This window comes from Novosphingobium terrae (assembly GCF_017163935.1).
In the GTDB taxonomy this organism is placed as follows: Bacteria; Pseudomonadota; Alphaproteobacteria; order Sphingomonadales; family Sphingomonadaceae; genus Novosphingobium; species Novosphingobium terrae.
Genome location: NZ_JABVZR010000001.1, coordinates 1987078 through 2011710, shown reverse-complemented (window position 1 = coordinate 2011710; position 24633 = coordinate 1987078). Strand labels below are relative to the sequence as shown.

Sequence of the window (24633 nt, the reverse complement as noted above, 5' to 3'; positions counted from 1 at the left end):
CCAGCCCAAGGGCTGCGTTCGGTGGCGTTTTTTGTGTTTGGGGCCCACCGTGACTGTCGAAACCGCGACGATCAAGGCAGACACCGCAAGGCAGGTGAAGAGCGTCTGCCCCTATTGCGGCGTGGGTTGCGGCATCGTCATGCAGGTCGAGCAGGGGCGGATCACCAAGATCTCGGGCGACAAGAGTCACCCCGCCAATTTCGGGCGGCTCTGCACCAAGGGCAGCTCCTGCAATGTGCCCGTCACCGCGCCGGGCCGGGCCGACAAGGCCTATGCCCGTCTCGCCGCTGGCAGCGATCAGGGCGCGATCCCGATGGACGAGGCCATCGCCCGCACCGCCCAGGGCCTGCGCACCATCATCGACCGCGACGGGCCTGATGCAGTGTCCTTCTATGTCTCGGGCCAGATGTCGCTGGAGGCGCAGTACCTCGCCAACAAGCTGTGCAAGGGCTTTATCGGCACCAACAACATTGAGAGCAATTCGCGCCTCTGTATGGCCAGCGCGGCCAGCGGTTACAAGCTTTCCATTGGGGCAGATGGCCCTCCGGGATCGTATCAGGATTTCGACAAGGCCGATCTGTTCTTCGTGATCGGCGCCAATATGGCCGATTGCCACCCGATCCTGTTCCTGCGGATGATGGACCGGGTGAAGGCGGGGGCGAAACTGATCGTTGTCGACCCGCGGCGCAACACCACGGCGGAGAAGGCCGATCTGTTCCTTCAGGTAAAGCCCGGCAGCGATCTGGCGCTGATGAACGGACTGCTGCACCTGCTGCATGAGGCAGGCCATACCGACCCGGATTTCATCGCCAGCTACACCGAAGGCTGGGAGGCGATGCCGGAGTTTCTGGCCGATTACCCGCCCGCCAAGGTCGCGCAGATCACCGGCATTGCCGAGGAAGACCTGCGTCAAGCCGCCGCCATGATCGGCGCCGCGCCCAACTGGATGAGCTGCTGGACCATGGGCCTCAACCAGAGCACCCATGGCACCTGGAACACCAATGCCATCTGCAACCTCCATCTGGCGACGGGCGCGATCTGCCGCCCCGGCGCCGGGCCTTTCTCGCTGACGGGCCAGCCCAATGCGATGGGCGGGCGGGAGATGGGCTATATGGGGCCGGGCCTGCCGGGACAGCGGGCCACGCTCAGCGCCGATGATCGCGCCTTTGTAGAACAGGCATGGGGGATCGCTCCGGGCACGCTGAAGCAGGAAGCGGGCAAGGGCACCATCGCCCTGTTCGAGGATATGGCGGCGGGCAAGGTCAAGGCCTGCTGGATCATCTGCACCAATCCGGTGGCCAGTGTCTCCAACCGCAAGACCGTGATCGCCGGGCTGGAGAAGGCCGAACTGGTGATCGCTCAGGACGCTTTCGTCGACACCGAGACCAACCGCTATGCCGATATCATTCTGCCCGGCGCTCTATGGGCTGAGGCGGAAGGGGTGATGATCAACTCCGAACGTAATATGACGCTGATGCAGCAGGCGGTGGCCCCTCCCGGAGAGGCTATGGCCGATTGGCAGATCATCGCGCGGGTTGCCTGCGCGATGGGGTATGAGCAGGGCTTCACCTATGCCGATGCCTCGCAGGTTTTCGAGGAAATCCGCCAGTTCTGGAACCCTAAGACCGGCTATGACATTCGCGGCGCCAGCTATGATCGCCTGCGCGAAACGCCGCTGCAATGGCCCTGCGCCCCCGAAGCGGAGCAAGACCGCAACCCGGTCCGCTACCTCAATGACGGGATCAGCCAGAAGCTGCGCAAGGGCGAGGATGGCGTGGCCCCTGCCATCGCCTTCCCCACCGAGCGGGGCAAGGCCTTCTTCCTGCCGCGCCCGCATATGGACGCGGCGGAGATGCCCGATGCCACCTTCCCGCTGATCCTCAACACCGGGCGCCTGCAGCACCAGTGGCATACGCTGACCAAGACCGGCAAGGTGCCCACGCTCAACAAGCTGAACCCCGGCCCCTTTATCGAACTCCACCCCGAGGACGCCAATGCGCTGGGCATCGCCGAAAAGGACCGTGTGGAAATCCGCTCACGCCGGGGCCGGGCGGTGCTGCCCGCCGTGGTGACGGATCGGGTGAGGCCGGGCAATGCGTTTGCGCCCTTCCACTGGAACGATGTGTTTGGTGAGGATCTGGCGATCAATGCGGTCACCAGCGATGCCATCGATCCGATCTCGATGCAGCCGGAGTTCAAATTCTCCGCCGTGGCGCTGACCCGGCTTTCCGGCCCTGCCGAGGCCGAGCCAGACACAGCGCCCGCCAAGACAGCCATCCCTGAAGCCACCTCACGGGACTTTACCCTTATGCCTCATGCCCTTGCCGATGCGCTTGTCGATGTTCTGGGGCTGCCCCGGTCGATCCCCGATTTTTCGGTGGAGGAGCAGCATTATCTCTCCGGCTTTACGGCGGGATTGAGGATGCCGGGCGCCGCCGCGCCGGGCAGCATGCCGGTGGTGCCGGCCACGGCGCCGATTGCCGGAGCGAAGTTGAATTTCGTCAATGGGCTGCTGGCGGGGATGGTGTCTCGGGCGGGGACGATGCCCCAGTCGATGGCAGGTGAGGCTGGCGGGGCGGTGGTGGAGGCTCCGCTTGGCACTCCCTTGAAGGAGGTGCTGGTGCTTTGGGCCTCTCAAACCGGGAATGCCGAGGCTTTCGCGGAAAAGGCAGCGGCGTTTCTGGGCAATCAGGGGCTGGCTCCCAAGCTGGTAGCCATGGATGAGGTTAAGCCCGGCGATCTGGCGGAAACAAGCCATGCTCTGCTGCTGGCCAGCACCTTCGGCGACGGCGATGCGCCCGACAATGGCAGCGCCTTCTGGGACGCCTTGAGCGAGGATGCTGCCCCCCGCTTGGAGGCCCTGTCCTTCGCAGTGCTGGCCTTTGGCGATTCCAGCTATGATCAGTTCTGCGGCTTCGGTCGCAAGCTGGATGCGCGGCTGGAAGCGCTGGGCGCGCGTCGTCTGGTTGAGCGCGTCGATTGCGAACCCGATGGCGAGGATGCAGCCCAAGGCTGGTTGGAAAAGGTAGCGGCCCGCCTGACCGGCGGCGGCGAGCCGGACAAAGGGCCTGAGGTCGCCCCTCCACAGCCTGTCGCCCCTGAACCGGAAGATCTGGGCGGCATGCTGACCGTGATGGAACGACCTGCCGCTGCCGTCGCCGCGCCCAAATCCGATCAGGCAATCTATGATCGCAAGGCACCGCTTTCCACACGGCTGATTACCAACCGGCGCCTGAGCGGATCGTCCTCACAGAAGGATGTACGGCAGTTCGGCTTCGATCTGGTGGGCAGCGGGCTGACCTATGAGGCCGGCGATGCGCTGGGGGTTTGGCCGGTGAATTGCTCGGATCTGATCGCGGAGGTGCTGCTGCGGCTGGAACTGGATGCCATGGCCTCCGTGATCCTGCCGGGCAAGGGCGAGATGCCGCTCGGCTGGGCGCTGGCCTATCATCTGGACATCACCAAGGTCACGCGGCCCCTGCTGGAGCTGGTGGCGCAGAGCGATCCGCAGGCCGATGTCGTGCCTCTGCTGGCGGGGGACAAGGCCCAGCTCGACAACTGGCTGTGGGGCCGTCAATGGGCCGATGTGCTGCATGGCGCGGCGATAAAGCTCTCGGCGCAGGAACTGGTCGATGCCCTGAAGCCGCTGCAACCCCGGCTCTATTCGATTTCCTCCAGCCCGCGCGTTCAGCCCGACGAGGTGCAGCTGACCGTCTCTGTGGTGCGCTGGATGCAGGATCTGCGCACGCGGATGGGGGTCTGCTCCAGCTTTCTGGCCGACCGCGCGGAAGGCGAGGAATGCCGGATCTTCCTGCAGCCCTCGGCGCATTTCCGCCCGCCTGTCGATCCCGAGGCGCCTGCTATCATGATCGGGCCGGGCACGGGCATCGCGCCGTTCCGCGGCTTTCTGCATGACCGTCAGGCCAGCGGTGCGCGCGGCAGGAACTGGCTGTTCTTTGGCGAGCAGCATGAAGCCAGCGACTATTACTACCGCGAGGAGATCGAAAGCTGGATCCGCAGCGGCCATCTCTCGCGCCTGAGCCTGGCCTTCTCGCGCGATCAGGCGGAAAAGATCTATGTTCAGACCCGCATGATCGAGGAGGGCGCGCAACTGTGGCGCTGGCTGGATGAGGGCGGCCATGTCTATGTTTGCGGTGACGCCTCGCGCATGGCCAAGGATGTCGACAAGGCGCTGCGCCAGATCATCGCCCAGCATGGCGGCATGAGCGACACCAGTGCCCGCGATTACCTTGCCGCCATGCAGAAGTCGAAACGCTATCTGCGCGATGTCTATTGATTTGTTTCTGAAAAACGCGAGCCTTCAAATGTAAACTTGCGTAAAGCCGGTCAGAGGCCTTTGGATCGCGCCGCGATCCTGCTAGATGCTCGTCATGACCGTTCTTGCGCTTGCATTTTTCGGCGTCGCCAGCACCAGCCTGCTTCTCGCCATCGCGCTTATTGCCGCTTTTCAGCGCTTTGGACGTGTGCGTCATGCCACCTACTGGGCCTGTGCCTTCGCCCTGATCGCGCTGGACCACACGCTGATGGCGATGCGGCTGCTGACCTCCGGCAGCCATACCGTGGCCAATCTGGTCTCCTGCACCGCCTCGCTGACGGGGGCGACGCTGGTCGCGCTGGGCTTTCGCGAACGCAGCGGGTTGCGGGACAAGCGCTGGCTGCTGGGCACTCTGGCAATCATGGTGGTTGGCTGCGGCGTGCTGGTGGTGCTGTATCCGGCCAAGCCTGTGCATCATCCCGTGGTTACGACCTATGCGGTGGCGATGCTGTTCTTTTCCATCCGCGCCCTGCGCCGGGGGCCGGAGCGGGAACTGGCGCAAGGCCGCACCACATTGGCGATGATGAGCCTGTTCATGGCCTTCTTCGGCGCGCTCACCATTCTGGGCCTGATGACCGACCCGTGGGGGACGCTCAGCACCGATCTTTACCACGCTGTCTATGTGCTGGGCGTCCCCGCCAGTCTAACCGGGATCGGCCTGTTCGCCCTGTTCCTGCTGGCCGAGGACCTTGCCCATGGCATGCGCCATCTGGCGATTGTCGACCCGCTGACAGGCCTGCTCAACCGCCGCGGGTTCGAGGAAGCGGCAAGGCGGGTTAAAGCGCAATGCCGCCGCAGTGGCACGCCGGTCTGTGTGGCGGTGGTGGACCTCGACCACTTCAAGTCGATCAACGATCGGTTTGGCCATGCTGCGGGCGATCTGGCGCTCAGCGAATTTGCCCGCCGCCTGCAATCCGGGCTGCGTCAGGGCGATCTGGTCTCCCGCGCGGGGGGCGAGGAATTCGTGCTGCTGCTGCCGGGCGTGAATGTAAGGGAGGTCAGCGATCTGCTGAACCGCCTGCGTGTCACCCTCTCTGCCGATCAGGAGGATGAAGCGCTTGGCTTCCCCATGCCGACTGCCAGCTTCGGCGCGGTGGAAATCGGCCCGCGCGATCTGCTCGCCACCTGTATCGAGCGGGCCGATCTGGCGCTCTACCGCGCCAAGCGCGATGGGCGCGATTGCGTTCGGGTTGATCTGGAACAGGCTGTGCCCGCATAGCAAAAGGGCGCCGGTTGCCCGACGCCCTTTTTCCTGTCCAGCGTGACGCCTTCAGCTTGCCGGAGCGAACTCGCCGCTCTCTTCGTCCAGCACATGCAGCACACCATCGGAAATGGCGAAGAAGGCGCCGCGCAGCTTCAGTTCGCCGCTCTTTTCCTTGTTCCGCACGCAGGGGAAGCTGCGCAAATTCTCAAGGCTGACCTTCACCCCGGCCAGTTCCATCGCGCGCTCGGCCTCGCGACCCTTGGTGCCGTACTTTTCCACGACAGGCCCGCGGGCCTCATCCAGCAGCGAAATCCAGTTGGCGATAAAGCCGCCTTCGCCCGGTTCGGTGCCGTGCAGATCCTGAGACAGCGCCGCCTTGCAGCCGCCGCACAGGCCGTGGCCCAGCACCAAAACCTCTTTCACCTTCAGCACCTGCACCGCGAATTCCAGCGCGGCGGAAACGCCATGCAGGCCCGGCGTCGTCTCGAAAGGCGGCACCATGGCGGCCACATTGCGCACCACGAAGATCTCGCCCGGATCGACATCGAAAATCTGCGAGGGATCGACCCGGCTGTCCGAACAGGCGATCACCATCACCTCGGGCTGCTGGCCTTCGCCAAGCTGCTGCCAGCGATCGCGATGCGGGTTCCAGCCCGATTCGCGAAAACGGCGGTATCCGGCCAGAAGGCGGTCGAGTGGGGGGGTAGCGTCCGTGCTCATGGGCGCTTTTTATCCATCAGAACGGCCCCCATGCAAGAGGTGGCTTGGGATCAGTGCCCTTTGGTGCAAGCAGGCTTGCGTTGCGTGCAAGTCTTAAGACGCTTTTCCTCTGGCAAGCTGGCCGCCATGCGCCTATCTGGCACACATGAACGACCTCTCGACCGCGCCTCAGCCCGCCGAACAGAACCCTGAACGCCCCGCCATCCAGCGCAAGCCTGACTGGATTCGCGTGAAGGCGCCGGTCAGCAAGGAATATGGCAAGACCCGCGACCTGATGCGCGAGCTGAGCCTGAACACGGTCTGCGAAGAGGCCGCTTGCCCCAACATCGGCGAATGCTGGACCAAGAAGCACGCCACGGTGATGATCCTGGGCGATGTCTGCACCCGCGCCTGTGCCTTCTGCAATGTGAAGACCGGCATGCCGCGCAAGGTCGATCCGCTGGAGCCCGCCCATGTGGCCGAGGCTGCCGCCAAGCTGGGGCTGGAGCATATCGTCATCACCTCGGTCGACCGTGACGATCTGCCGGACGGCGGCGCGGGCCAGTTCGTGAAGGTGATCAACGAGCTGCGCAAGAATACGCCGGGCACCACCATCGAGATCCTGACGCCGGACTTCCGCAACAAGATGCTGCCCGCGATCGAGGCCATCGTGGCGGCAGGGCCGGACGTGTACAACCACAACCTTGAGACGGTGCCCCGCCTCTATCCCACCATCCGCCCCGGCGCGCGTTACTATGCCTCGCTGCGTCTGCTGGAGGAGGTGAAGCGCCACAATCCGATGATCTTCACCAAGAGCGGCATCATGCTGGGTCTGGGTGAGGAGCGTCTGGAGGTCCATCAGGTGATGGATGACATGCGCAGCGCGGGCATCGATTTCCTGACCATGGGCCAGTATCTGCGCCCCACGCCCAAGCATGCCGAGGTGAAGGAGTTCGTCACTCCCAAGGCTTTCGCCGCCTATGGCGCGATTGCCCGGGCCAAGGGCTTCCTGCAGGTGGCGGCCAGCCCGCTGACCCGTTCGTCCTACCATGCCGGTGAGGACTTCGCCGAAATGCGCGCTGCGCGTGAGGCGCAACTGGCCAAGAAGGCGGCTCAGGCCGCGCTGGCGGGCAGCAAGTAACATGCCGGGCATTCATGAAGTGCGGCGCATGCCTTACAGCGCCCAGCAGATGTTCGATCTGGTTGCCGATGTCGCGCGTTATGGGGAGTTTCTGCCCTGGGTGGTCGCCACCCGCGTGCGCAGCGACGATGGCCATGAGATGATCGCCGACATGCTGGTCGGCTTCAAGATGCTGCGCGAGAAGTTCACCAGCAAGGTGCTGAAGGAACGCCCCAACACCATCACCGTGCATTATGTTGACGGGCCGATGCGCGATCTGGACAACCGCTGGGAGTTCCGTGACGTGGACGGCGGCTGCGAGCTGGATTTCAACGTGACCTTCAGCTTTCGCAACGCTCTGTTCGAAAGCATTGCGGGCCAGTATTTCGACCGCGCTTTCCGCAAGATGGTCGAGGCTTTCGAGGCGCGCGCCGCCGATCTTTACGGCGCTCCAGCAGTCTGAGGGATGTGCGGGGCGCTGAACTTGCGGCGCCCCATCCCCAACCGGCCACGCGAGTCGGGCTTTTTCAGCGTTGAACTGTGAAAGCGGAGGTCCTGATGGGCTTCCGGTCGGCTTGCCCTGCTGTTAGGTCCTGCGGCAGACGATCATTGTCACAGACGGAGAGCCTTATGACGCCGCAAGAAAAGAAGTTACGCATCATCCGCCAGATCGCGATCTTCGGGACCGTGCTGGCCGTGTTTCTGATCTATAACGCCTATAAACTTAAGACCGGCCATTTCGGCTGATCATAGATCGTCTGACGATGTTCATCCATCCAGAATGGCCGCAAGCCAGCCATTCCGGATCGAGCTTCAGATATTATAGTCGCCACCCGTTTCCACGGTAGCTTCAGCGCCGTTGGGCAGCAGCAGCTCAAGCGCCACCTTCACCGCATCGGCGCGCACACTGGCGCGGCTTGTCGGCGCGAAATGACGCTCTTCGGCGACAACATCGGTCGCCCCGCGCTCGGCCTTGGCGAAGACCACCAGACCCACCGGCTTTTGCGGCGTGCCGCCATCGGGCCCCGCGATGCCGCTGATCGCCACCGCCACATCGGCGTCCGAATGCTTGAGCGCGCCCTGAGCCATCGCCCAAGCACAGGCCACAGAGACCGCGCCGAAGGTGTCGATGATATCATGCGGCACGCCCAGCTGACGATGCTTGGCCGCGTTGGAATAGGTGACGAAGCCACCCTCGACCACCGCCGAGGAGCCCGCGATTTCCGTCAGGGCTCCGCAAACGAGGCCCCCGGTGCAGCTTTCGGCCAGCGCCACCTTACGGCCCGCGGCGATATTTTCATCGATCACACGCTGAGCCAGCGCGACGATCTCGGGCGGAAGGAGAGAGGTGTCGGTCATGGTTTGCAGATCTGGATCTTGCCGACCCGCGCCGCCCCGGCCTCAGAACCGAGACCGATGGCGAGGCCGATGATGTCTGCCGCGCTCTGGGCGGGCAGGGGGGAGAGCAGGCGCAGCATGTTATCGAGGCTGCTGCACCGCTCGGCGGGAATTTTCTCGACGACGAGGCCCTGAATAAAGGCATCGGCCATCTGCTGAAGCTGGGGATCGGGCATGTTGCGAAGCATGTCGCCGACCGGGCCCTGCTGGCCCGAGGACAGCTTCAGGAACACATTGCGCGCATCCGGCCATGCGCCGGGCTTGGCGGCGGCATAGCGGGCAATCATCCCCGGGCCGCCGGTGCGCAGGAACGCATCGGGCGGCAGGCTGGCCGAGCAGCGCTGCGCCGTGGCGCTCAGCGCATTGGGCAGGGCATAGGTGGCCAGCGAGTTGAACTCATGCGGAGTGAGGCAAGGCGGCTCGGCAGCGCGGGCCAGACCCGGCACCAGCACCAGCAGCGCGGCGGAGAGGGCGCAGAAGGGGCGCCTGCTGACCCGCCGAACCGTCACGCCCGCACCACCACGGCAGCGGCCTGACAGGCGATGCCTTCGCCGCGCCCGGTAAAGCCCAGCTTTTCGGTGGTGGTGGCCTTCACGCTCACCAGTGCCTCGGGCACTTCCATGATCTGCGCCAGACGCACCTGCATGGCATCGCGGTACGGGCCGATCTTGGGGGCTTCGCAGATGATCGTCACATCGACATTGCCGAGCTGGTAACCAGCTTCGCGCACCAGCTTCATCGCATGGGCAAGGAACTGGTCCGACGAGGCCCCCTTCCACTGCATGTCGCTGGGCGGGAAATGCTTGCCGATATCGCCCAGCGCCACCGCGCCCAACAAAGCATCAACCAGCGCATGGATCGCCACATCGGCATCGCTATGGCCCGAGAGGCCCTGATGATGCTCGATCTTCACGCCGCAGAGCCACAGCTCCTCGCCATCTTCCAGACGGTGGACGTCATAGCCGGTGCCCATGCGGACGGGCGGACGAGTCTCGCCGCCTCCGAAATCGCTGGCATAGGTCAGTTTGTGCAAGACTTCATCTCCATCGACCAGCGCCACGTCGAGCCCATGGGCCTGCGCCACCTGAGCATCGTCGCCGGCGATGGGCGTCTCCGCCCAAGCCTGATGCGCCGCAAGAATGTCATTATAGTTAAAGGCCTGTGGAGTCTGCACCCGGCGCAAGGCTTCGCGCCGGGCGGGAGCGCCCATTTTCACGCCGCGCGGATCACTTTCGGCATGGCACAGGCTGTCCACCACAGGCAGAACCGGGATCGCGCCGGGGAAGCTTTCCAGCGCCGCCACCAAGCGATCAATCACCGCACGGGGCAGGATCGGGCGGGCGGCATCATGGATCAGCACCAGTCGCGGGCCGTCGCCCTGCATCGCTTCCAGCCCCAAACGCACCGATTGCTGGCGGGTCTCGCCCCCGGTGATAAAGCGCACGCCATCGATCCCGGCCACGCAGGCGCGGGCGATCTCTTCGGCGCCTTCGGGGATGGCCACGATGATCGGGGTGATACCCGCAGCCGCCAGGGCTTCCACCGAATGCCGCAGAACCGGTTTGCCGCGCCATGGCGCGAATTGTTTGGGCACAGGCTGCCCGGCGCGCAACCCTTGTCCGGCTGCAACCACCAGAGCCGCTACTCCTGAGAGATTCGCTTCGCTCGTCATCGGGCGGGCCGGTAAACGCTTGCTGCTTGCCGCGCAATCCACTATGCGCTGCCTGTTTTTTAGGCAAAGCCCGGTTTATGAGCAGCACACCCATTCCGCCCGTCCTCAAGCCGATCCATATCGGCCCCGTTCAGATCGACTGCCCGGTCGTTCTGGCACCGATGACGGCGGTGACCGATCTGCCGATGCGCCGTCTGGTGCGCCGCTATGGCAGCGGGCTGAACGTGACCGAGATGATCGCCAGCCCGGCTGCCATCCGCGAAACGCGCCAGTCGATCCAGAAGGCGGCATGGGACCCGGCGGAGGAGCCGGTCTCGATGCAGCTCGTCGGCTGCGAGCCCGAGCAGATGGGCGAGGCGGCGAAACTGTCGGCGGACAAGGGCGCGGCGATCATCGACATCAACATGGGCTGCCCTGTGAAAAAGGTGGTGAACGGTGACGCTGGTTCCGCGCTGATGCGCGACCTGCCGCTGGCCACCCGCCTGATCGAGGCGACGGTGAAGGCCGTCGACGTGCCGGTCACGGTCAAGATGCGCATGGGTTGGTGCCATGATAGCCTGAATGCGCCCGAACTGGCGCGTATCGCTCAGGATCTGGGCGCCAAGATGATCACGGTGCATGGCCGCACCCGCAACCAGATGTATCGCGGTGAGGCTGACTGGGCCTTCGTGCGCAATGTGGTGGAAGCGGTGGACATCCCCGTCATCGTCAATGGCGATATCTGCACCATTGACGATGTGGCCAAGGCTGTCGAGCAGTCGGGCGCGGATGGCGTGATGATCGGGCGCGGGGCCTATGGCCGCCCGTGGCTGCTGGGGCAGGTGATGCACTGGCTCTCCACCGGCGAGCGCAAGGATGCCCCGGATCTCGCCGAGCAATACGCCGTGCTTTGCGAGCATTACGAACTGATGTTGGAGCATTACGGCACCGTCACCGGCGTCAATCTGGCCCGCAAGCATCTGGGCTGGTACACCAAGGGCCTGCATGGCTCGGCGGAGTTCCGCAACCGGGTCAACTTCTTCGACGATCCGGATATGGTGAAAGCGGCGCTGGAAGAATTCTACATGCCGCTCATCGAGCAGGGCCATCAGCCGGCGCAGGCCGCATAAACGTGGTCGCAGCCGGGGAGGGGCCCGATCACCGCAAGCTGATGCTCAGCCTGCCCATGGCGGTGGTGGTGTTGGCGCCCGAGCAAATGATCGCTCAGGTCAATCCCGCTGCAGAGCAGTTTTTCGGCCAATCGAGCCGTCGTCTGGTCGGCAAGGCTCTGGGGGCGCTGATCGATGTGGGCGAGCCGCGCCTGGCGCGCCGTCTGGCCGAGGGCGATGCCCCGGTTTCCGCGCGACAGATCGATGTGCAGCTTGTCGGCCATGGCGTGCGGCGGCTGGATATCACGGCGGCTCCGGTGGCGGATTTCCCCGGTTGGCTGGTGATGACGCTGCATGATTCCTTTGCTGCCGATGCCATGCGTGAAAATGGCTCGGGCAATGAGGAAGGCGTGCTTCGCGCGCCCGAAATTCTTGCGCACGAAATCAAAAACCCGCTGGCCGGCATCAAGGGTGCCGCGCAATTGCTGGGCCGCAAGGTGGAAGGCGCCGATCGCGCCATGACCTTGCTGATCGCCGACGAAGTCGACCGCATCGCCAAGCTGATCGACCAGATGCAGACGCTCAGCCGCCGCACCACCGAGCCTGTGGCGCCCTGCAATCTGCATGAGGCGATCCGCCGCGCCGCCGCCATTCTCTCCGCCGCCACCGAGGCTCCGCCGCGCATCGAGGAGGAGTTCGATCCCTCGCTGCCATCGGTGCTGGGCAGCGCGCATGGGCTGGTGCAGGTGCTGATCAACCTGCTTTCCAATGCGCGCGATGCCTGCCGCAAGACCGAAGGTGCGCGGATCATCGTGCGCACACGTTTTGCCAGCGGCTTGCAGCTGCATTCGGCGGGGCAGGGTTCTCCGGTGCGCCTGCCCATCGAGGTGCGCGTCTCCGACAATGGCCCGGGCATCGATCCGACCATGCGTGACCATATTTTCGAGCCCTTCGTCAGCAGCAAGAAAAGCGGGCAGGGGCTGGGGCTGGCGCTGGTGCGCAAGCTGGTGCGCGATATGAACGGCCGCATCACCCATGACCGCGACGAGGCGGGAGGCTGGACTCATTTCCGCCTGCATCTGCCCGTCGCCATCGATGACACGCCAAACCCCGGAAAATGGCGCTTTTTCAAAAGGCAGGGCATAGGTTGATGAACGTTCTGCTGGTCGAGGACGATGAATCCATCGCCATCGTGATCACCGCCGCGCTGGAGGCGGACGGCTTTGCCGTATCGCGCAGCGACAGCATCGCCGGGCGCGACCGCCTGCTGGCCGAGCGCCGCTTTGCCGCGCTGGTCACCGATGTGATGCTGACAGATGGCGATGGCATCGAGTCGCTGGACCGGGTGCGCGCCTTGCGCCCCGATATGCCGATCATCATCCTCTCTGCACAGAACACGCTGGATACGGCGGTGCGCGCCAGCGACACCGACGCCTTCGAATATTTCCCCAAGCCTTTCGATATCGACGAGCTGGTGCGCACGGTGCGTCAGGCAGCGGCAGCGGGTTCCTCGCAAGGGCTGCTGGAGGAAGAGAACGCCGGGCAGGGCCTGCCTCTGGTGGGGCGCAGCGCCTCGATGCAGGCGGTCTACCGCATGATTACGCGTGTGCTGCGCAATGATCTGACCGTGCTGATCCTTGGCGAGTCGGGCACCGGCAAGGAGCTGGTGGCCGAGGCGATCCATCAGCTGGGTCACCGCCGCGCCGGGCCTTTCGTGGCGGTGAACACCGCCGCCATCCCTGCCGAGCTGATCGAAAGCGAGCTGTTCGGTCATGAGAAGGGGGCCTTCACCGGCGCCGTCGCCCGCAACATCGGCAAGTTCGAGCAGGCCGAGGGCGGAACGCTGTTCCTCGACGAGATCGGCGATATGCCGATGCAGGCCCAGACCCGCCTGCTGCGCGCGCTGCAATCGGGCATGATCCGCCGCGTGGGCGGGCGCGACGAGGTGCGGATCGACACGCGCATCATCGCCGCCACCAACCGCGACCTGATGCCAATGATCACGGCGGGGCAGTTCCGCGAGGATCTGTTTTATCGCCTGAACGTGGTGCCCATCAACCTGCCGCCGCTGCGCGAACGCGCTGACGATGTGGAGGCTCTCGCCCGCCATTTCCTGACTTTGGCGGCCACGGAAGGGTTGCCGCGCCGCCAGTTGGCGCCTGACGCTGTCGATCTGCTGGCCCGCCAGCCCTGGCGCGGCAATGTCCGCGAGCTGCGCAATTTCATCTATCGTCTGGCGCTGCTGGCTCGCGAGGATGTGATCGATGCCGCCGCTCTGGCGCCTTTGCTGACAGCACCTGCGCGCACGGAAGAGGACGTTGCCACGGCGCCTTCGCCCAGTCGCGCTCTGGATCTGGAAACCTGTGTGCCGCAATGGCTGGCCCGGGAAAATCCCGAACCCGGCACGATTTACGATACGGCTCTGGCCGCTTTCGAGCGCCCGCTCTTCATCGAAATCCTGCGCGCCACCGGTGGCAACCAGCTGCGCGCGGCGCAATTGCTGGGCATCAACCGGAACACCCTGCGCAAGCGTCTGGGCGAGCTGGCCATCGATGCCGAGGCGGTCGGGCGCCGTGGTTAAGCCGTGTTTGTGACGAAATCTTCTTGCAAGCGCGCTACAGCAGTGTTGTAAGCGCGCAACGATGTCACAGAATATGACCCTTTCCACGCGCCGATGGCCGCCCCGCTGGTGGCGCAGGGCGCAGGTCTATCTGCGGCGCGTGAACATCTTCCCATGGCTGGAAGGCATCGCGCTGGCCTCGTTCCTGGCCGCGACGCTTTCCGCCTATCTGGTTCTTTCCGATCAGGCGGACAAGGGCCAGCTGCTGAACTCCGCGCTGACGGCCACGCTGCTGGTCGGCATGCTGGTGCCCGCCATGGCGATCCTGATGCTGATCGGGCGGCGCATGGCGCTGCGCCGCGCGGCGGAAAGCATCGGTTCCAAGGGGCGGCTGCATGTGCAGCTGGTGTTCCTCTTCTCGATGATTGCGGCAGTGCCCACGCTGCTGGTGGTGGTCTGCGCTTCGTGGCTGTTCCAGTCGACCGGCGAGTTCTGGTTCTCCGACAATTCGCGCGGCATGCTGGAAAACGCCAACAAGCTGGCGCAAGGCTATTATGAGCAGAGCCAGCGCGACGTTTCCGACAACACCGTAGCCATGGCCTATGACGTGCGCGATGCGCTCACCCACACGCCGATCGTCAGCCGCGAGTTCAAGGAAGGCTTTGCTTATCAGGTCGTGCAGCGCAAGCTGGATGAGGTGGCGATCCTGCAGAAGGGCGCCAATGGCGCGCTGAACACCGCCGCTTTTATCGATCCCAGCAACAAGCCGCATGATTGGGTCAACCCCGAGGTGGTGCGGCGCATCGATGCCGGCGAGAACATCGTCGTCAAGTCCAATGCTGACCGGATCGAGGCCGTGACGCCCATTGACCGTCGCTCCGGCATCTATCTCTTCACCGCGCGCCGTTCGGACTTGTTGGCGATCAGCCAGGGCCGCCGCGCCGAAAACATCGTGCGTGCCTATCAGGTGCTCACGCAGAAAGCGCGCCTGCTGCAATTGCGCTTCAACGTGGCGCTGTTCATCGCCTCGCTGGCGCTGGTGGGCCTGTCCGTCTGGTTTGCGCTGCGTTTTGCCGATCAGCAGGTGCAGCCGCTGGCCGAGCTGGTGGCTGCCGCGCGGCGCGTCGGCGCGGGCGATTTCGCCCAGCGTGTGCAGGGGCGGGCAGGGTCTGATGAAATCGGCCTGCTCAACCGCGCCTTCAACCGCATGACCGGCCAGATCGAGCGGCAGACGCTGGCCCTTGTCGGCGCCAACCAGCAGATTGGCGAGCGCCGCGCCTTTATCGAAGCTGTGCTGGAATCGGTGACGGCAGGTGTGATCTCGCTGGATGGCGAAGGGCGGGTGCTGCTGATGAACCCTTCGGCGCAGAAACTGCTGCGCCCTGCCGACGCCGGCCCGCCCGAGGGTCGCCCTCTCGCCGAGATCGCGCCTCAGCTGGCCGGGCTGGTGGGGCCTGCCGCCAATGAAGGCATCGTGCAATATGCCAAGGGCAGCGAATTGCTGACTTTGGCGGTGAAGGTCACCGGCAATCTTTCGGGCGCGGTGCTGACCTTCGAAGATATCACGCGCCAACTGCTCGATCAGCGCCAGGCGGCGTGGTCCGACGTGGCGCGGCGCATCGCGCATGAGATCAAGAACCCGCTCACCCCGATCCAGCTGGCCACGGAACGCCTGAAGCGCCGCTATCGCCGCCAGATCGTGGACGATGGCGAATTGTTCGAGGAACTGACCCAGACGATCATCCGGCAGGTGGGCGATCTGCGCAAGATGGTGGATGAATTCTCCTCCTTCGCGCGTCTGCCCAAGCCGGTGTTCCGCACGGAGGACCCCGCCGATCTGGCGCGTCAGGCCATGTTCCTTCAGGAGGTCGCGCGGCCCGATATCAGCTTTGCCTTTACGGCGGGCGAGGATGTCGATCGCATCGCCTGCGATCGGCATCAGTTCGGTCAGGCCATGACCAATGTGCTGAAAAACGCCACCGAAGCCGTCGAGGCTCAGGCGAAGAACGCTGGCGAAGACTATCGCGGACGCATCACCCTGGGGCTGACCGGCGCCGAGGACAGCGTGACCGTCACCATCACCGACAATGGCATCGGCCTGCCTCAGGACCGGGAGCGCATTGTCGAACCCTATGTCACCACGCGTGAAAAGGGCACGGGCCTGGGGTTGGCCATTGTGAAGAAGATCATCGAGGAACATGGGGGCGAAATGGCCTTCGCCTCGGTGGAAACGGGGGGCACCCAAGTCACCATGCGCTTTGCGCGCGATCCGCTGGACGACAAGCCTGCCGCTGACAGGCGCGTCGGCGAGGCGGCAGAGTAGTAAGGAACGGACATCTCCATGGCACTCGATATCCTGGTCGTCGACGATGAGAAGGACATTCGCGATCTCGTCGCGGGTGTGCTCTCCGACGAGGGCTATGACTGCAGGACGGCAGGCGACAGCCGCGCCGCTCTGGAGGCGGTGGACAAACGGCGCCCCTCGCTGGTGCTGCTCGACGTGTGGTTGCACGGCAGCCCGATGGACGGGCTTGAGGTGCTGGACGCCATCAAGGCGCGTGAGCCCGATCTGCCGGTGATCATCTTTTCGGGCCATGGCAACATCGATACGGCCGTGGCCGCGATCGGCCGCGGCGCGATGGATTTCATCGAAAAGCCCTTCGAGACCGAGCGCCTTTTGCATCTGGTCGAGCGCGCCACCGAGACCGAGCGCCTGCGCCGCGAGAACGCCCGGCTGAAGCTGGATATGACACAAGGCGAGGAGTTCACCGGCAACTCCAGCGCCATCAACCATGTGCGCGCGACCTTGAAGCGCGTGGCCAATACCGGCAGCCGCCTGCTGATCTCGGGCCCTTCGGGTGCGGGCAAGGAGGTGGCGGCGCGCCTGCTCCACAGCTGGAGCCCGCGTGCGACGAACCCCTTCGTCAGCGTCAATTCGGCCCGCATCACACCTGAGCGCTTCGAGGAAGAGCTGTTCGGCGAGGAGCAAAACGGCAAGCTGATCCGCGCTGGCTTGCTGGAGATGGCCGATGGCGGCACGCTTTACCTCGATGAGGTGGGCGATATGCCTTTGTCCACGCAGGCGCGTATTTTGCGGGTGCTGACCGATCAGGCCTTTGCCCGTGTCGGCGGGGCGCGGCAGCTGCGGGTGGATGTGCGCGTGGTTTCCTCCACCAGCCGCAATCTGGAGAAGGAAATCGCGGAGAAGCGCTTCCGCGAGGATCTGTTCTACCGCCTGAACGTGGTGCCGGTGCATGTGCCGCCGCTTTCCGAGCGCCGTGATGACGTACCCGCGCTGGTCAGCCATTTCTTCGCTCGTTACGCCAACGATCAGGGCCTGCCGCCGCCAGACATCAGCCTTGAGGCGATGGCCGCGCTGCAGGCCTATGAATGGCCGGGCAATGTGCGCCAGCTGCGCAATGTGGTGGAGCGTACCGTGATCCTCGCCCCGCGCGAGCGTCTCGGCACAATCGAGCCGGATATGCTGCCCGGCGAGATCGTCAGCGGGCGTCTGGCGGGCGATGGCGGCATGTCGGCGCTGATGGGCGTGCCGCTGCGCGAGGCGCGCGAGAACTTCGAGCGGGAATATCTGCGCGTCCAGATCCGCCGTTTTTCGGGCAACATCTCCAAGACGGCCAGCTTTATCGGCATGGAGCGCTCGGCGCTGCACCGCAAGCTCAAGCTGCTGGGCATGGGCGAGCGCCGCGAGGATGAAGAAGAGGAGTAAGCGCCTCTTTTTCATCGCCAGGACAAATTTGACCATTTACGCTGCAAGCGCGAAACATTATTCACTCAAGACAGACGTCGGTAACCCGAGAATCGGGTGCCAGATCGCGGGTGGCCCCACCGCCCGCCAAAAACAGGAGCAAAAACATGACAGAAGCTACCGAAACCTCGGAAACCCCAGAGGTCGTCAAGCCCGCGCGCAAGCTGACGGCGCGCCCCAAGCTCAAGGCTCCCACGCCGCCTCCCGCCCCCGAGGTTGAGGCAGCACCGGCGCCCGCCGCCGCCCCTGCGACTGCCACGGCAGCCCCGTCCGGCGTTTCTGCTGGAAAAGGCGGCCAGAACCTTCAGGACCAGTTCCTCAACCACCTGCGCAAGAACAAGACCCCGGTGACGATGTTCCTCGTCAAGGGTGTGAAATTGCAGGGTATTGTCACCTGGTTCGACAATTTCTCGATCCTGCTGCGCCGCGATGGCCAGTCGCAGCTGGTCTACAAGCATGCCGTTTCCACGATCATGCCCTCCACCCCGATCGACACCCGTCTTTTCGGCACCGCCGAGGGCAACAAGAAGGCCCGCCTGCTGCAGGACGTGTTCCTCTCCAGCATCCGTGCCGCTGCTGTGCAGGTCACGATGTTCCTGGTGAACGGCGTGATGCTTCAGGGCCGCGTGGCCGCTTATGATCTGTTCTGCATGCTGCTGGAGCGTGAAGGTTACGTCCAGCTGGCCTATAAACATGCCGTTTCCACCATCCAGCCGGTAACCCCGGTCGATCTGACGGGTGAGTGGGACGGCGAAGAGGATGCTGACGCCTGACTTTCCATATCGATGACTCGAAGGGCGAGGTAACGCGCGGCGCGCGTGCCCTCGTCGTATGCCCGGATATCCGTGGGCGGGCCGCCACCACAAGCGACCCCGCCGCGCGGATCGAGGAGGCCAAGGGCCTGGCGCTGGCCATCGGGCTGGAGATCGCCGAGGCCTTCGCCGTGCCCATCCGCGAGGCACGCCCCGGTACGCTGTTCGGCGAAGGCCAGATCGACAACATCCTTGTGCAGTGCAACCTGCATGAGGCCGAACTGGTGATCGTCGATGGCTCGCTTTCGGCGGTGCAGCAGCGCAATCTTGAGGAAAAACTCAAGCGCAAGGTGATCGACCGCACCGGTCTGATCCTCGAAATCTTCGGTGAGCGCGCGGCGACGGCCGAAGGGCGTTTGCAGGTCGAACTGGCGCATCTGGACTATCAGGCGGGCCGTCTGGTCCGGTCCTGGACTCACCTTGAGCGTCAGCGCGGCGGCTTCGGCTTCCTTGGCGGCCCCGGCGAGACCCAGATCGAGGCTGACCGCCGCATGATCCGCGACCGCATGGCGCGCATCCGCCGCGAGCTGGAGCAGGTGCGCCGCACGCGCGGCCTGCATCGCGAAAGGCGCGGTAAGGCGCCCTGGCCGGTGCTGGCGCTGGTGGGCTACACCAATGCGGGCAAATCGACTTTGTTCAACCAGCTGACCGGGGCAGGCGTGATGGCGCAGGATCTGCTCTTCGCCACGCTGGACCCGACGATGCGTGCGATCCGTCTGGCGGGCGTCGACAAGGCGATCCTCTCGGACACGGTGGGCTTCATTTCGGACCTGCCGACGCAGTTGGTCGCCGCTTTCCGCGCCACGCTGGAAGAGGTTACCGCCGCCGATGTGGTGATCCATGTGCGCGACATCGCCAATCCGGAAACGGCCTCGCAAAAGGCGCATGTGCTGGATGTGCTGGCCGATCTGGGACTGATGGAGGAGGGCGGTTTCGCTCCCAAGGTTCCCATCATCGAGGTCTGGAACAAGTGGGACTTGCTGCCCGCCGAACAGGTGGCTGAGCTGCTGCGCGCCGCGCGCCAGCAGAGCGAGGATGAAGACCAGCTGATCGTGCCGCTTTCGGCGCTGACGGGTGAGGGCTGTGAGGAGCTGCTCGAAGCAGCAGGCCGCCTGCTGACGGGTGATGCGCGCGAGCATCTGCTGACGCTGGAAGCGGGCGATGGCCAGCGTCTGGCGTGGCTGCACGCGCATGGCGATGTGTTGGAGGATGTCGATGCGGGTGAGGGCGAAGATCATCGCCGCCGCTTGCGGGTGCGCCTCACGCCGCGCGAATGGGGCCGTTATTGCCGCTTGAGCGAAGATCTGGAAGGCTGATCGTTGGCGATCCAGGCTGCTTGGGTCGCCAACATCTGAAGTCCATCCACCACGCTTTGCGGGCCAGCGGGTTTTGGCTTTCGGCCCGGAACGGGTTCAGACTTTCTCGCCCCGCTTGACCTCCTGCCACAGGGCTTCCTGCTCATCGAGCGACAGCGCCGCAAAATCCTGCCCCTGCCGATCAGCGATTGCTTCCATGCCGCGATAACGACGCTCGAATTTGGCATTGGCGGCGCGCAGGGCCTCTTCCGGCGCCACACCATAGGCCCGCGTCACATTGACGGCAGCGAACAGCAGATCGCCTGCTTCTTCGATACGCTCGGCCTCACTGGTGGCTTCGGCCAGTTCCTGCACTTCCTCGGCCAGCTTGGCGACGGGGCCTTCGGTATCGGGCCAATCAAAGCCCTGCCGGACCGCCCGCTTCTGCAGCTTTTCCGCCCGCATCAGCGCGGGCAGCGCCTGAGCCACGCCATCCATCGCGCTGGTCGCGCCCTTGGCCTCGCGCTCGCTGGCCTTCTGAGCTTCCCAGCGGGTCTCACGCGACCAGTCCTGCCCGGCCTCATCGCCGAAGATATGCGGGTGGCGCTTTTCCATCTTGGCCGCGATCCCGGCGGCGACATCATCGAAGCTGAAATGCCCGGCTTCCTCGGCCATACGGGCGTGGAACACCACCTGAAGCAGCAGATCGCCCAGTTCCTCGCGCAGATCGGCCATATCATCACGCTCGATGGCGTCGGCGACCTCATAGGCCTCTTCGATGGTGTAGGGCGCGATGGTGGTGAAGGTCTGCGCCACATCCCATTCGCAGCCCGTCTTCGGATCGCGCAACCGGGCCATGATGGCGAGCAGTCGGGCCAATGATGGACTGGAGGGGGAGGGGCTGGCGGTCATCGAAAAACCTCGCATGGCAGAGGGAAGGGTGCCTTGTCCTCTGCCACGGAGCATCCGGCTTTGCCAACAGGCCTTTACGCCTGATCGACAACCTTGCGGCCAAGCGCCGGATCGTCGGTGAAGAAACCGTCGAGTTGCAGGGTCTTCAGGTAATGGCTGATTTCGGCCAGACTGCCCTCGACATTGCGAGCGCCATCGCCCGCACCATTCTGGAAATCACCGGCGAGGAAGTGGTTCTCGGGACGGAAGGTCCATGTCCCAACCAGCATGCCGGCCTTGCGCGCGGCGATATGCAGCCCGGTGGGCGCGGCCATCTTGCCGTCCTTGCCCAGCGGGATGTACATGCGCGTGGGCGGCGCGAACCAGTCGGCGTAGCTGGCCATATCTGCCATGGCGGCCGGGGTGAACAGGTCCTTCCAGACCCTTTTGTCACCCTTGGCCACGAAATCGGCGGGGCTCTCATCGGGCGCGCCGATCAGCTGCATCAGCTGCACATTGGGCTTGTCAGCCAACACAGGGCGCAAGGCACGCAGATTGGCGGTCTCGAAACTCTGCACGATCACCGGCGCGGTCTTGAGATAGCGACTGGCGTTCAGCCGCTCCAGAAACCGCCCTTCCTGAGGCAGGCCGATCCCGGCGAAATAGGTGGAATGCTTGATCTCTGGAATGATGCCGATGATCCGGCCTCGCGCCGCGCTTTCCGCCGCCACGAAGTCGATCATCTCTTCCAGCGTCACGATCTGGAATTCGCCATCATAGGAATGGCTTTCGCTGCGCATCCCTTCAAGGCGCTCCTTGGCGCGCAGCGTTTTCAGCTCGGCAAGGGTAAAGTCCTCGGTGAACCAGCCCGTCAGCTTTTCGCCATCGACGGTCTTGGTGGTCTTGCGGGATGCGAATTCAGGATGTGCTGCAACATCTGTGGTTTCAGCGATGTTGTTCTCATGGCGTATCACCAGAACGCCATCCCTGGTGCTCACCAGATCGGGCTCGACAAAATCGGCCCCATCCTGGATCGCCTTGGCATAGGAACCCAGCGTATGCTCGGGACGCAAGGCGGAGCAGCCACGATGCCCCATCACAACCGGCTTGGCAGGACGCTGGCGCATGGGAACGGCTCCGTTAACCAAAGAGGAAAGGGGGCCGACCCCCATGGCCATGCCTGTTGCAGCAGTATAGCCCATCAGGCGTCGGCGGGAAATCGGCCCCATCATCATTCTCCAAAAGCATCGTGCGAAAAAGTGGGTACCGGTTTTTCGCAAAAACGATGCGATAACAAAAACTAGAACCCCAGCGAAAGCGTGCCGAACACCATGCGCGGCGCGATCGGATAGGCCGAGAAGCTGCTCGACGTATTGACAGACACCGTGGACCAGCCGGTCGTGTTGAACAGATTGGTCACATTCATGCTGATCTCCGCCTTGCGGGCGTGGATCCAGCGCTCGGGGATCTTGGCGGCGATCCGGGCCGAAACCAGGAAGTAGCTGCCCACCGCGCCATCATTGACATAGGTGGCGTAGCGCTTGCCCACATAGTCACCGAAGAGCTGAACCTGGAACGGCCCATTGTCCAGCGTGATGACGGTCTTGTTCATCCACTTGGGGCTGCCGGGCACCTGCTTGCCGCCGGTGGGCACAACATTGTTGACGGTGGCAAAGCCGCCGATGCTGCTGCCGGTGGCGGCGCCCGTCGCGGTGGAGTAGTCGCTCTGATAGACCGAGTTGTTGTAGCTGATGGCGTTGTAGATCGAGGCGATCGAGCCAAAGCGCAGCGTGGCGCCCGCGTCCACACCATCGGTCTTCACATTGCCCACGTTGAACAGCGAGGTGGTGCCGCCGGTGATCGAGCCACCCGCGATGCCGCCCGGCGCCGCGCTGACCGAAAGCAGGCGGTTGCTGAAATCGACGTGGTAATAGTTGATCTGGCCCTCGATGCTGGTGACCGCGCTGTTGGTGAAGCTGTGCTTCGAGCGCAGACCCACTTCATAGGTCCAGCTGCTTTCGGGGTGACCATTGGCCTTGATGTAGTTGAAGGCCTGCTGGTTGCCCACCGACCACGGATCGGCGCTGCCGCCGCCGCCGTATGCCTGATATTGGCGCATGTTCTTCTGGATGTTGGCGTAGAATTCCTCGTGGCCGTTCACATCCCACTTGGCGCCCACGGTCGGCAGGAACCAGTTTTCGGTGTTGATGCGGCCCGAGGGCAGGCTGTCACCGGCGACCAGACCGGCATAGGAACCGACCTTGGGCTGGGCGATGAAGAAGCCGTTGGCATATTGCGCGCTGGTCTTGATGCCCGCCTCGACGGTCAGGCGGTTGGTGGCCTTCCACGTGTCCTGCAGATGCAGCTGGAGCGTGTTCACGCGCATTTCGGCGGCATATTGTGTGAACAGCGGGTTGGTCGGCGTGGTGTAGGGCGTCGAGCTGTCCGGATTGCTGGCATCCAGAGCATACCAGCGGCGCCAGGCATGCGAGCTGTTGTACTGATACCAGACGCCAGCCTCGATCGAGTGATTGCCCAGATCGGCGTTCAGCGTCGAGATGATGCCCTTGCGCATGATGCGATATTCGGTGGTACGGGTCACATAGCCCGAACCGCCCGTCGCCGCGACCAGATAGGAAGAGGTGTTGGCGTTGCTCTTCTGCGCGGTGGCGGTGGTGTAGCCCGGGGTCAGATAGGCATCGACCACGGTGATCGACTGGCCCAGAGGACCGGCCACCACGCCTTCACCATTGTTGTGGTGATAATAGACCTGGTTCGACCACTTCAGATGCTCGCCCAGGTTCAGATCATACTTGAGGTAGCCAAGATAATCCGCACGGTGAGCGTCAGAATAGTAGTTGTGATAATTTGAACCGTCCGAGGCAGGCGTGTTGCCATAAGCATCGACATAGCTGCGTGCGGCGGCAAAATTGGGATAGGTATAGGGGCGGGTGTAAGGCACATTGGCCTGCACCGCCGTGGTGGGGTTGGTGTAGATGACCGAGGCGTCTTCGTTGGGCTCGGTCTTGTCCGACCAGTCGAAATAGGCGGTCAGCTTGCCGATGTGATCCTCATGGACGAATTTGGCATTGGCCTGCCAGCCGCCCTGAATACCGGCGAAATCCCACGAGCGCGCGCGCTGACGCGTGGCCGAGAGATAGAACTTGTTGCCACCGGCAAACTCGCCGCTGTCGATGCGGGCATAGGTGCGCGAGGTGCCGTACATGCCCGCCGTCTGGTTGGCCTGAACGCCCATGCGGCTTTCGGGATCGCTGCTGTAGACCTGAACCGCGCCGCCCAGATTGCTGGTCGAGGCAATGCCCAGCTCGCCAGCGCCGGTGGCGACGACGGTGCGACCGACGTTCTCGCTGATCAGCGCGCGCTGGGGCGACAGGCCGTTGAAATTGCCGTAATTCTGGTCGCCCAGCGGCACGCCGTCCATCACATAGCCGAGCTGGCTGATCGAGAAGCCGTGGATGAAGAGCTGAGCGTTCTGCTCATTGTTACCCCAGGGGTCCGAGGTGATGTAGAGCACGCCGGGCAGGGTCTGCATCGCCTTGAAGGGCGAAGCGCCGGGCAGGATCTTCTGAATCTCGGCGCCAGCCACCGAGGTGCTGGAACGCGTGGCCTTGGCGGTGACCGTGATGGTTTCGGCGGTTTCTTCATTGTCCGGCGCCTGGGCCGCGGCCGGCGTGGCGGCCGTATCATCGGCATGGGCCAGTGCAGGCGCCAATGCGAGGGCGGCAACGCCCGGCAGCATTAACGGGTTGACGATTTTTCTAAAGCTCATGG

Annotated in this window: 18 protein-coding genes; 11 read left to right on the top strand and 7 right to left on the bottom strand. The window is 64.1% G+C overall.

Annotation, left to right across the window (positions count from 1 at the left end; translation table 11 throughout):
- The first annotated feature begins 49 nt into the window (after window positions 1–49).
- On the top strand, window positions 50–4297 hold the full coding sequence (locus tag HGK27_RS09165) for a bifunctional nitrate reductase/sulfite reductase flavoprotein subunit alpha (RefSeq protein ID WP_241126971.1): 4248 nt from the start codon (window positions 50–52) through the stop codon (window positions 4295–4297).
- Window positions 4298–4391: 94 nt separating this feature from the next.
- Window positions 4392–5555, top strand: a complete 1164-nt coding sequence (locus HGK27_RS09160; protein WP_206240249.1) for a GGDEF domain-containing protein — start codon at window positions 4392–4394, stop codon at window positions 5553–5555.
- 51 nt (window positions 5556–5606) lie between these two features.
- Here HGK27_RS09160 and HGK27_RS09155 read toward each other — a convergent pair whose 3' ends face one another.
- A complete protein-coding gene (locus HGK27_RS09155; RefSeq protein WP_206240248.1) occupies window positions 5607–6260 on the bottom strand; it encodes a carbonic anhydrase in 654 nt (217 codons plus the stop codon).
- 145 nt (window positions 6261–6405) lie between these two features.
- Here HGK27_RS09155 and lipA point away from each other — a divergent pair, with 145 nt between their 5' ends.
- Complete coding sequence (lipA, locus tag HGK27_RS09150) at window positions 6406–7380, top strand: lipoyl synthase (protein ID WP_206240247.1); 975 nt, start codon at window positions 6406–6408, stop codon at window positions 7378–7380.
- A gap of 1 nt (window position 7381) precedes the next feature.
- Window positions 7382–7822 carry a type II toxin-antitoxin system RatA family toxin gene (locus tag HGK27_RS09145; RefSeq protein ID WP_206240246.1) on the top strand — a complete coding sequence of 147 codons (441 nt, stop codon included), beginning with the start codon at window positions 7382–7384 and terminating at the stop codon, window positions 7820–7822.
- Window positions 7823–8172: 350 nt separating this feature from the next.
- Here the strand turns inward: HGK27_RS09145 and HGK27_RS09140 are convergent, their stop codons facing one another.
- Genes HGK27_RS09140 through HGK27_RS09130 form a run of 3 tightly spaced genes read right to left on the bottom strand, consistent with a single transcriptional unit; the run spans window position 8173 to window position 10429 of the window.
- A complete protein-coding gene (locus HGK27_RS09140) occupies window positions 8173–8718 on the bottom strand; it encodes a CinA family protein (RefSeq protein WP_206240245.1) in 546 nt (181 codons plus the stop codon).
- Window positions 8715–9266 (bottom strand): hypothetical protein, encoded by a 552-nt coding sequence (locus tag HGK27_RS09135; protein ID WP_206240244.1) that lies wholly within the window; start codon window positions 9264–9266, stop codon window positions 8715–8717. The genes HGK27_RS09140 and HGK27_RS09135 overlap by 4 nt, the downstream gene beginning before the upstream one ends.
- Entirely contained in the window at window positions 9263–10429 is a 1167-nt protein-coding gene (locus HGK27_RS09130; protein ID WP_206240243.1) for a bifunctional 2-C-methyl-D-erythritol 4-phosphate cytidylyltransferase/2-C-methyl-D-erythritol 2,4-cyclodiphosphate synthase, read from the bottom strand. Before HGK27_RS09130 ends, HGK27_RS09135 begins: the two co-directional genes overlap by 4 nt.
- Before the next feature lie 77 nt (window positions 10430–10506).
- Here HGK27_RS09130 and dusB point away from each other — a divergent pair, with 77 nt between their 5' ends.
- The 7 genes from dusB to hflX all read left to right on the top strand — a co-directional run bounded on the left by dusB (window position 10507) and on the right by hflX (window position 19971).
- Window positions 10507–11538, top strand: coding sequence for a tRNA dihydrouridine synthase DusB (dusB, locus tag HGK27_RS09125; protein WP_206240242.1), 1032 nt, complete (start codon window positions 10507–10509; stop codon window positions 11536–11538).
- Window positions 11539–11540: 2 nt separating this feature from the next.
- Window positions 11541–12668, top strand: coding sequence for a two-component system sensor histidine kinase NtrB (locus tag HGK27_RS09120; protein ID WP_322099026.1), 1128 nt, complete (start codon window positions 11541–11543; stop codon window positions 12666–12668).
- A complete protein-coding gene (locus HGK27_RS09115; RefSeq protein WP_206240241.1) occupies window positions 12668–14098 on the top strand; it encodes a sigma 54-interacting transcriptional regulator in 1431 nt (476 codons plus the stop codon). The genes HGK27_RS09120 and HGK27_RS09115 overlap by 1 nt, the downstream gene beginning before the upstream one ends.
- A 73-nt stretch (window positions 14099–14171) precedes the next feature.
- Window positions 14172–16400 carry a sensor histidine kinase gene (locus HGK27_RS09110; RefSeq protein WP_241126969.1) on the top strand — a complete coding sequence of 743 codons (2229 nt, stop codon included), beginning with the start codon at window positions 14172–14174 and terminating at the stop codon, window positions 16398–16400.
- 18 nt (window positions 16401–16418) lie between these two features.
- Window positions 16419–17804: a nitrogen assimilation response regulator NtrX gene (gene ntrX / locus HGK27_RS09105; protein ID WP_206240239.1), complete on the top strand. Its 1386-nt coding sequence runs from the start codon at window positions 16419–16421 to the stop codon at window positions 17802–17804.
- Window positions 17805–17950: 146 nt separating this feature from the next.
- Complete coding sequence (gene hfq / locus HGK27_RS09100; protein ID WP_206240238.1) at window positions 17951–18616, top strand: RNA chaperone Hfq; 666 nt, start codon at window positions 17951–17953, stop codon at window positions 18614–18616.
- Between the two features lie 8 nt (window positions 18617–18624).
- On the top strand, window positions 18625–19971 hold the full coding sequence (gene hflX / locus HGK27_RS09095) for a GTPase HflX (RefSeq protein ID WP_206242978.1): 1347 nt from the start codon (window positions 18625–18627) through the stop codon (window positions 19969–19971).
- A gap of 96 nt (window positions 19972–20067) precedes the next feature.
- Here hflX and mazG read toward each other — a convergent pair whose 3' ends face one another.
- The 3 genes from mazG to HGK27_RS09080 form a co-directional block, all read right to left on the bottom strand.
- A complete protein-coding gene (gene mazG / locus HGK27_RS09090; RefSeq protein ID WP_206240237.1) occupies window positions 20068–20862 on the bottom strand; it encodes a nucleoside triphosphate pyrophosphohydrolase in 795 nt (264 codons plus the stop codon).
- A 74-nt stretch (window positions 20863–20936) separates the two neighbouring features.
- Entirely contained in the window at window positions 20937–22070 is a 1134-nt protein-coding gene (locus HGK27_RS09085) for a glycerophosphodiester phosphodiesterase family protein (protein ID WP_322099025.1), read from the bottom strand.
- Window positions 22071–22141: 71 nt separating this feature from the next.
- Entirely contained in the window at window positions 22142–24631 is a 2490-nt protein-coding gene (locus tag HGK27_RS09080) for a TonB-dependent receptor (protein WP_241126967.1), read from the bottom strand.
- Window positions 24632–24633 lie beyond the last annotated feature (2 nt).

Coding starts and splice junctions, on each gene's coding strand:
- HGK27_RS09160 (WP_206240249.1), top strand. CDS start 4,392: ATGACCGTTCTTGCGCTTGCATTTTTCGGCGTCGCCAGCACCAGCCTG.
- HGK27_RS09155 (WP_206240248.1), bottom strand. CDS start 6,260: ATGAGCACGGACGCTACCCCCCCACTCGACCGCCTTCTGGCCGGATAC.
- lipA (WP_206240247.1), top strand. CDS start 6,406: ATGAACGACCTCTCGACCGCGCCTCAGCCCGCCGAACAGAACCCTGAA.
- HGK27_RS09145 (WP_206240246.1), top strand. CDS start 7,382: ATGCCGGGCATTCATGAAGTGCGGCGCATGCCTTACAGCGCCCAGCAG.
- HGK27_RS09140 (WP_206240245.1), bottom strand. CDS start 8,718: ATGACCGACACCTCTCTCCTTCCGCCCGAGATCGTCGCGCTGGCTCAG.
- HGK27_RS09130 (WP_206240243.1), bottom strand. CDS start 10,429: ATGACGAGCGAAGCGAATCTCTCAGGAGTAGCGGCTCTGGTGGTTGCA.
- dusB (WP_206240242.1), top strand. CDS start 10,507: ATGAGCAGCACACCCATTCCGCCCGTCCTCAAGCCGATCCATATCGGC.
- HGK27_RS09115 (WP_206240241.1), top strand. CDS start 12,668: ATGAACGTTCTGCTGGTCGAGGACGATGAATCCATCGCCATCGTGATC.
- HGK27_RS09110 (WP_241126969.1), top strand. CDS start 14,172: ATGACCCTTTCCACGCGCCGATGGCCGCCCCGCTGGTGGCGCAGGGCG.
- ntrX (WP_206240239.1), top strand. CDS start 16,419: ATGGCACTCGATATCCTGGTCGTCGACGATGAGAAGGACATTCGCGAT.
- hfq (WP_206240238.1), top strand. CDS start 17,951: ATGACAGAAGCTACCGAAACCTCGGAAACCCCAGAGGTCGTCAAGCCC.
- mazG (WP_206240237.1), bottom strand. CDS start 20,862: ATGACCGCCAGCCCCTCCCCCTCCAGTCCATCATTGGCCCGACTGCTC.
- HGK27_RS09085 (WP_322099025.1), bottom strand. CDS start 22,070: ATGGGGCCGATTTCCCGCCGACGCCTGATGGGCTATACTGCTGCAACA.
- HGK27_RS09080 (WP_241126967.1), bottom strand. CDS start 24,631: ATGAGCTTTAGAAAAATCGTCAACCCGTTAATGCTGCCGGGCGTTGCC.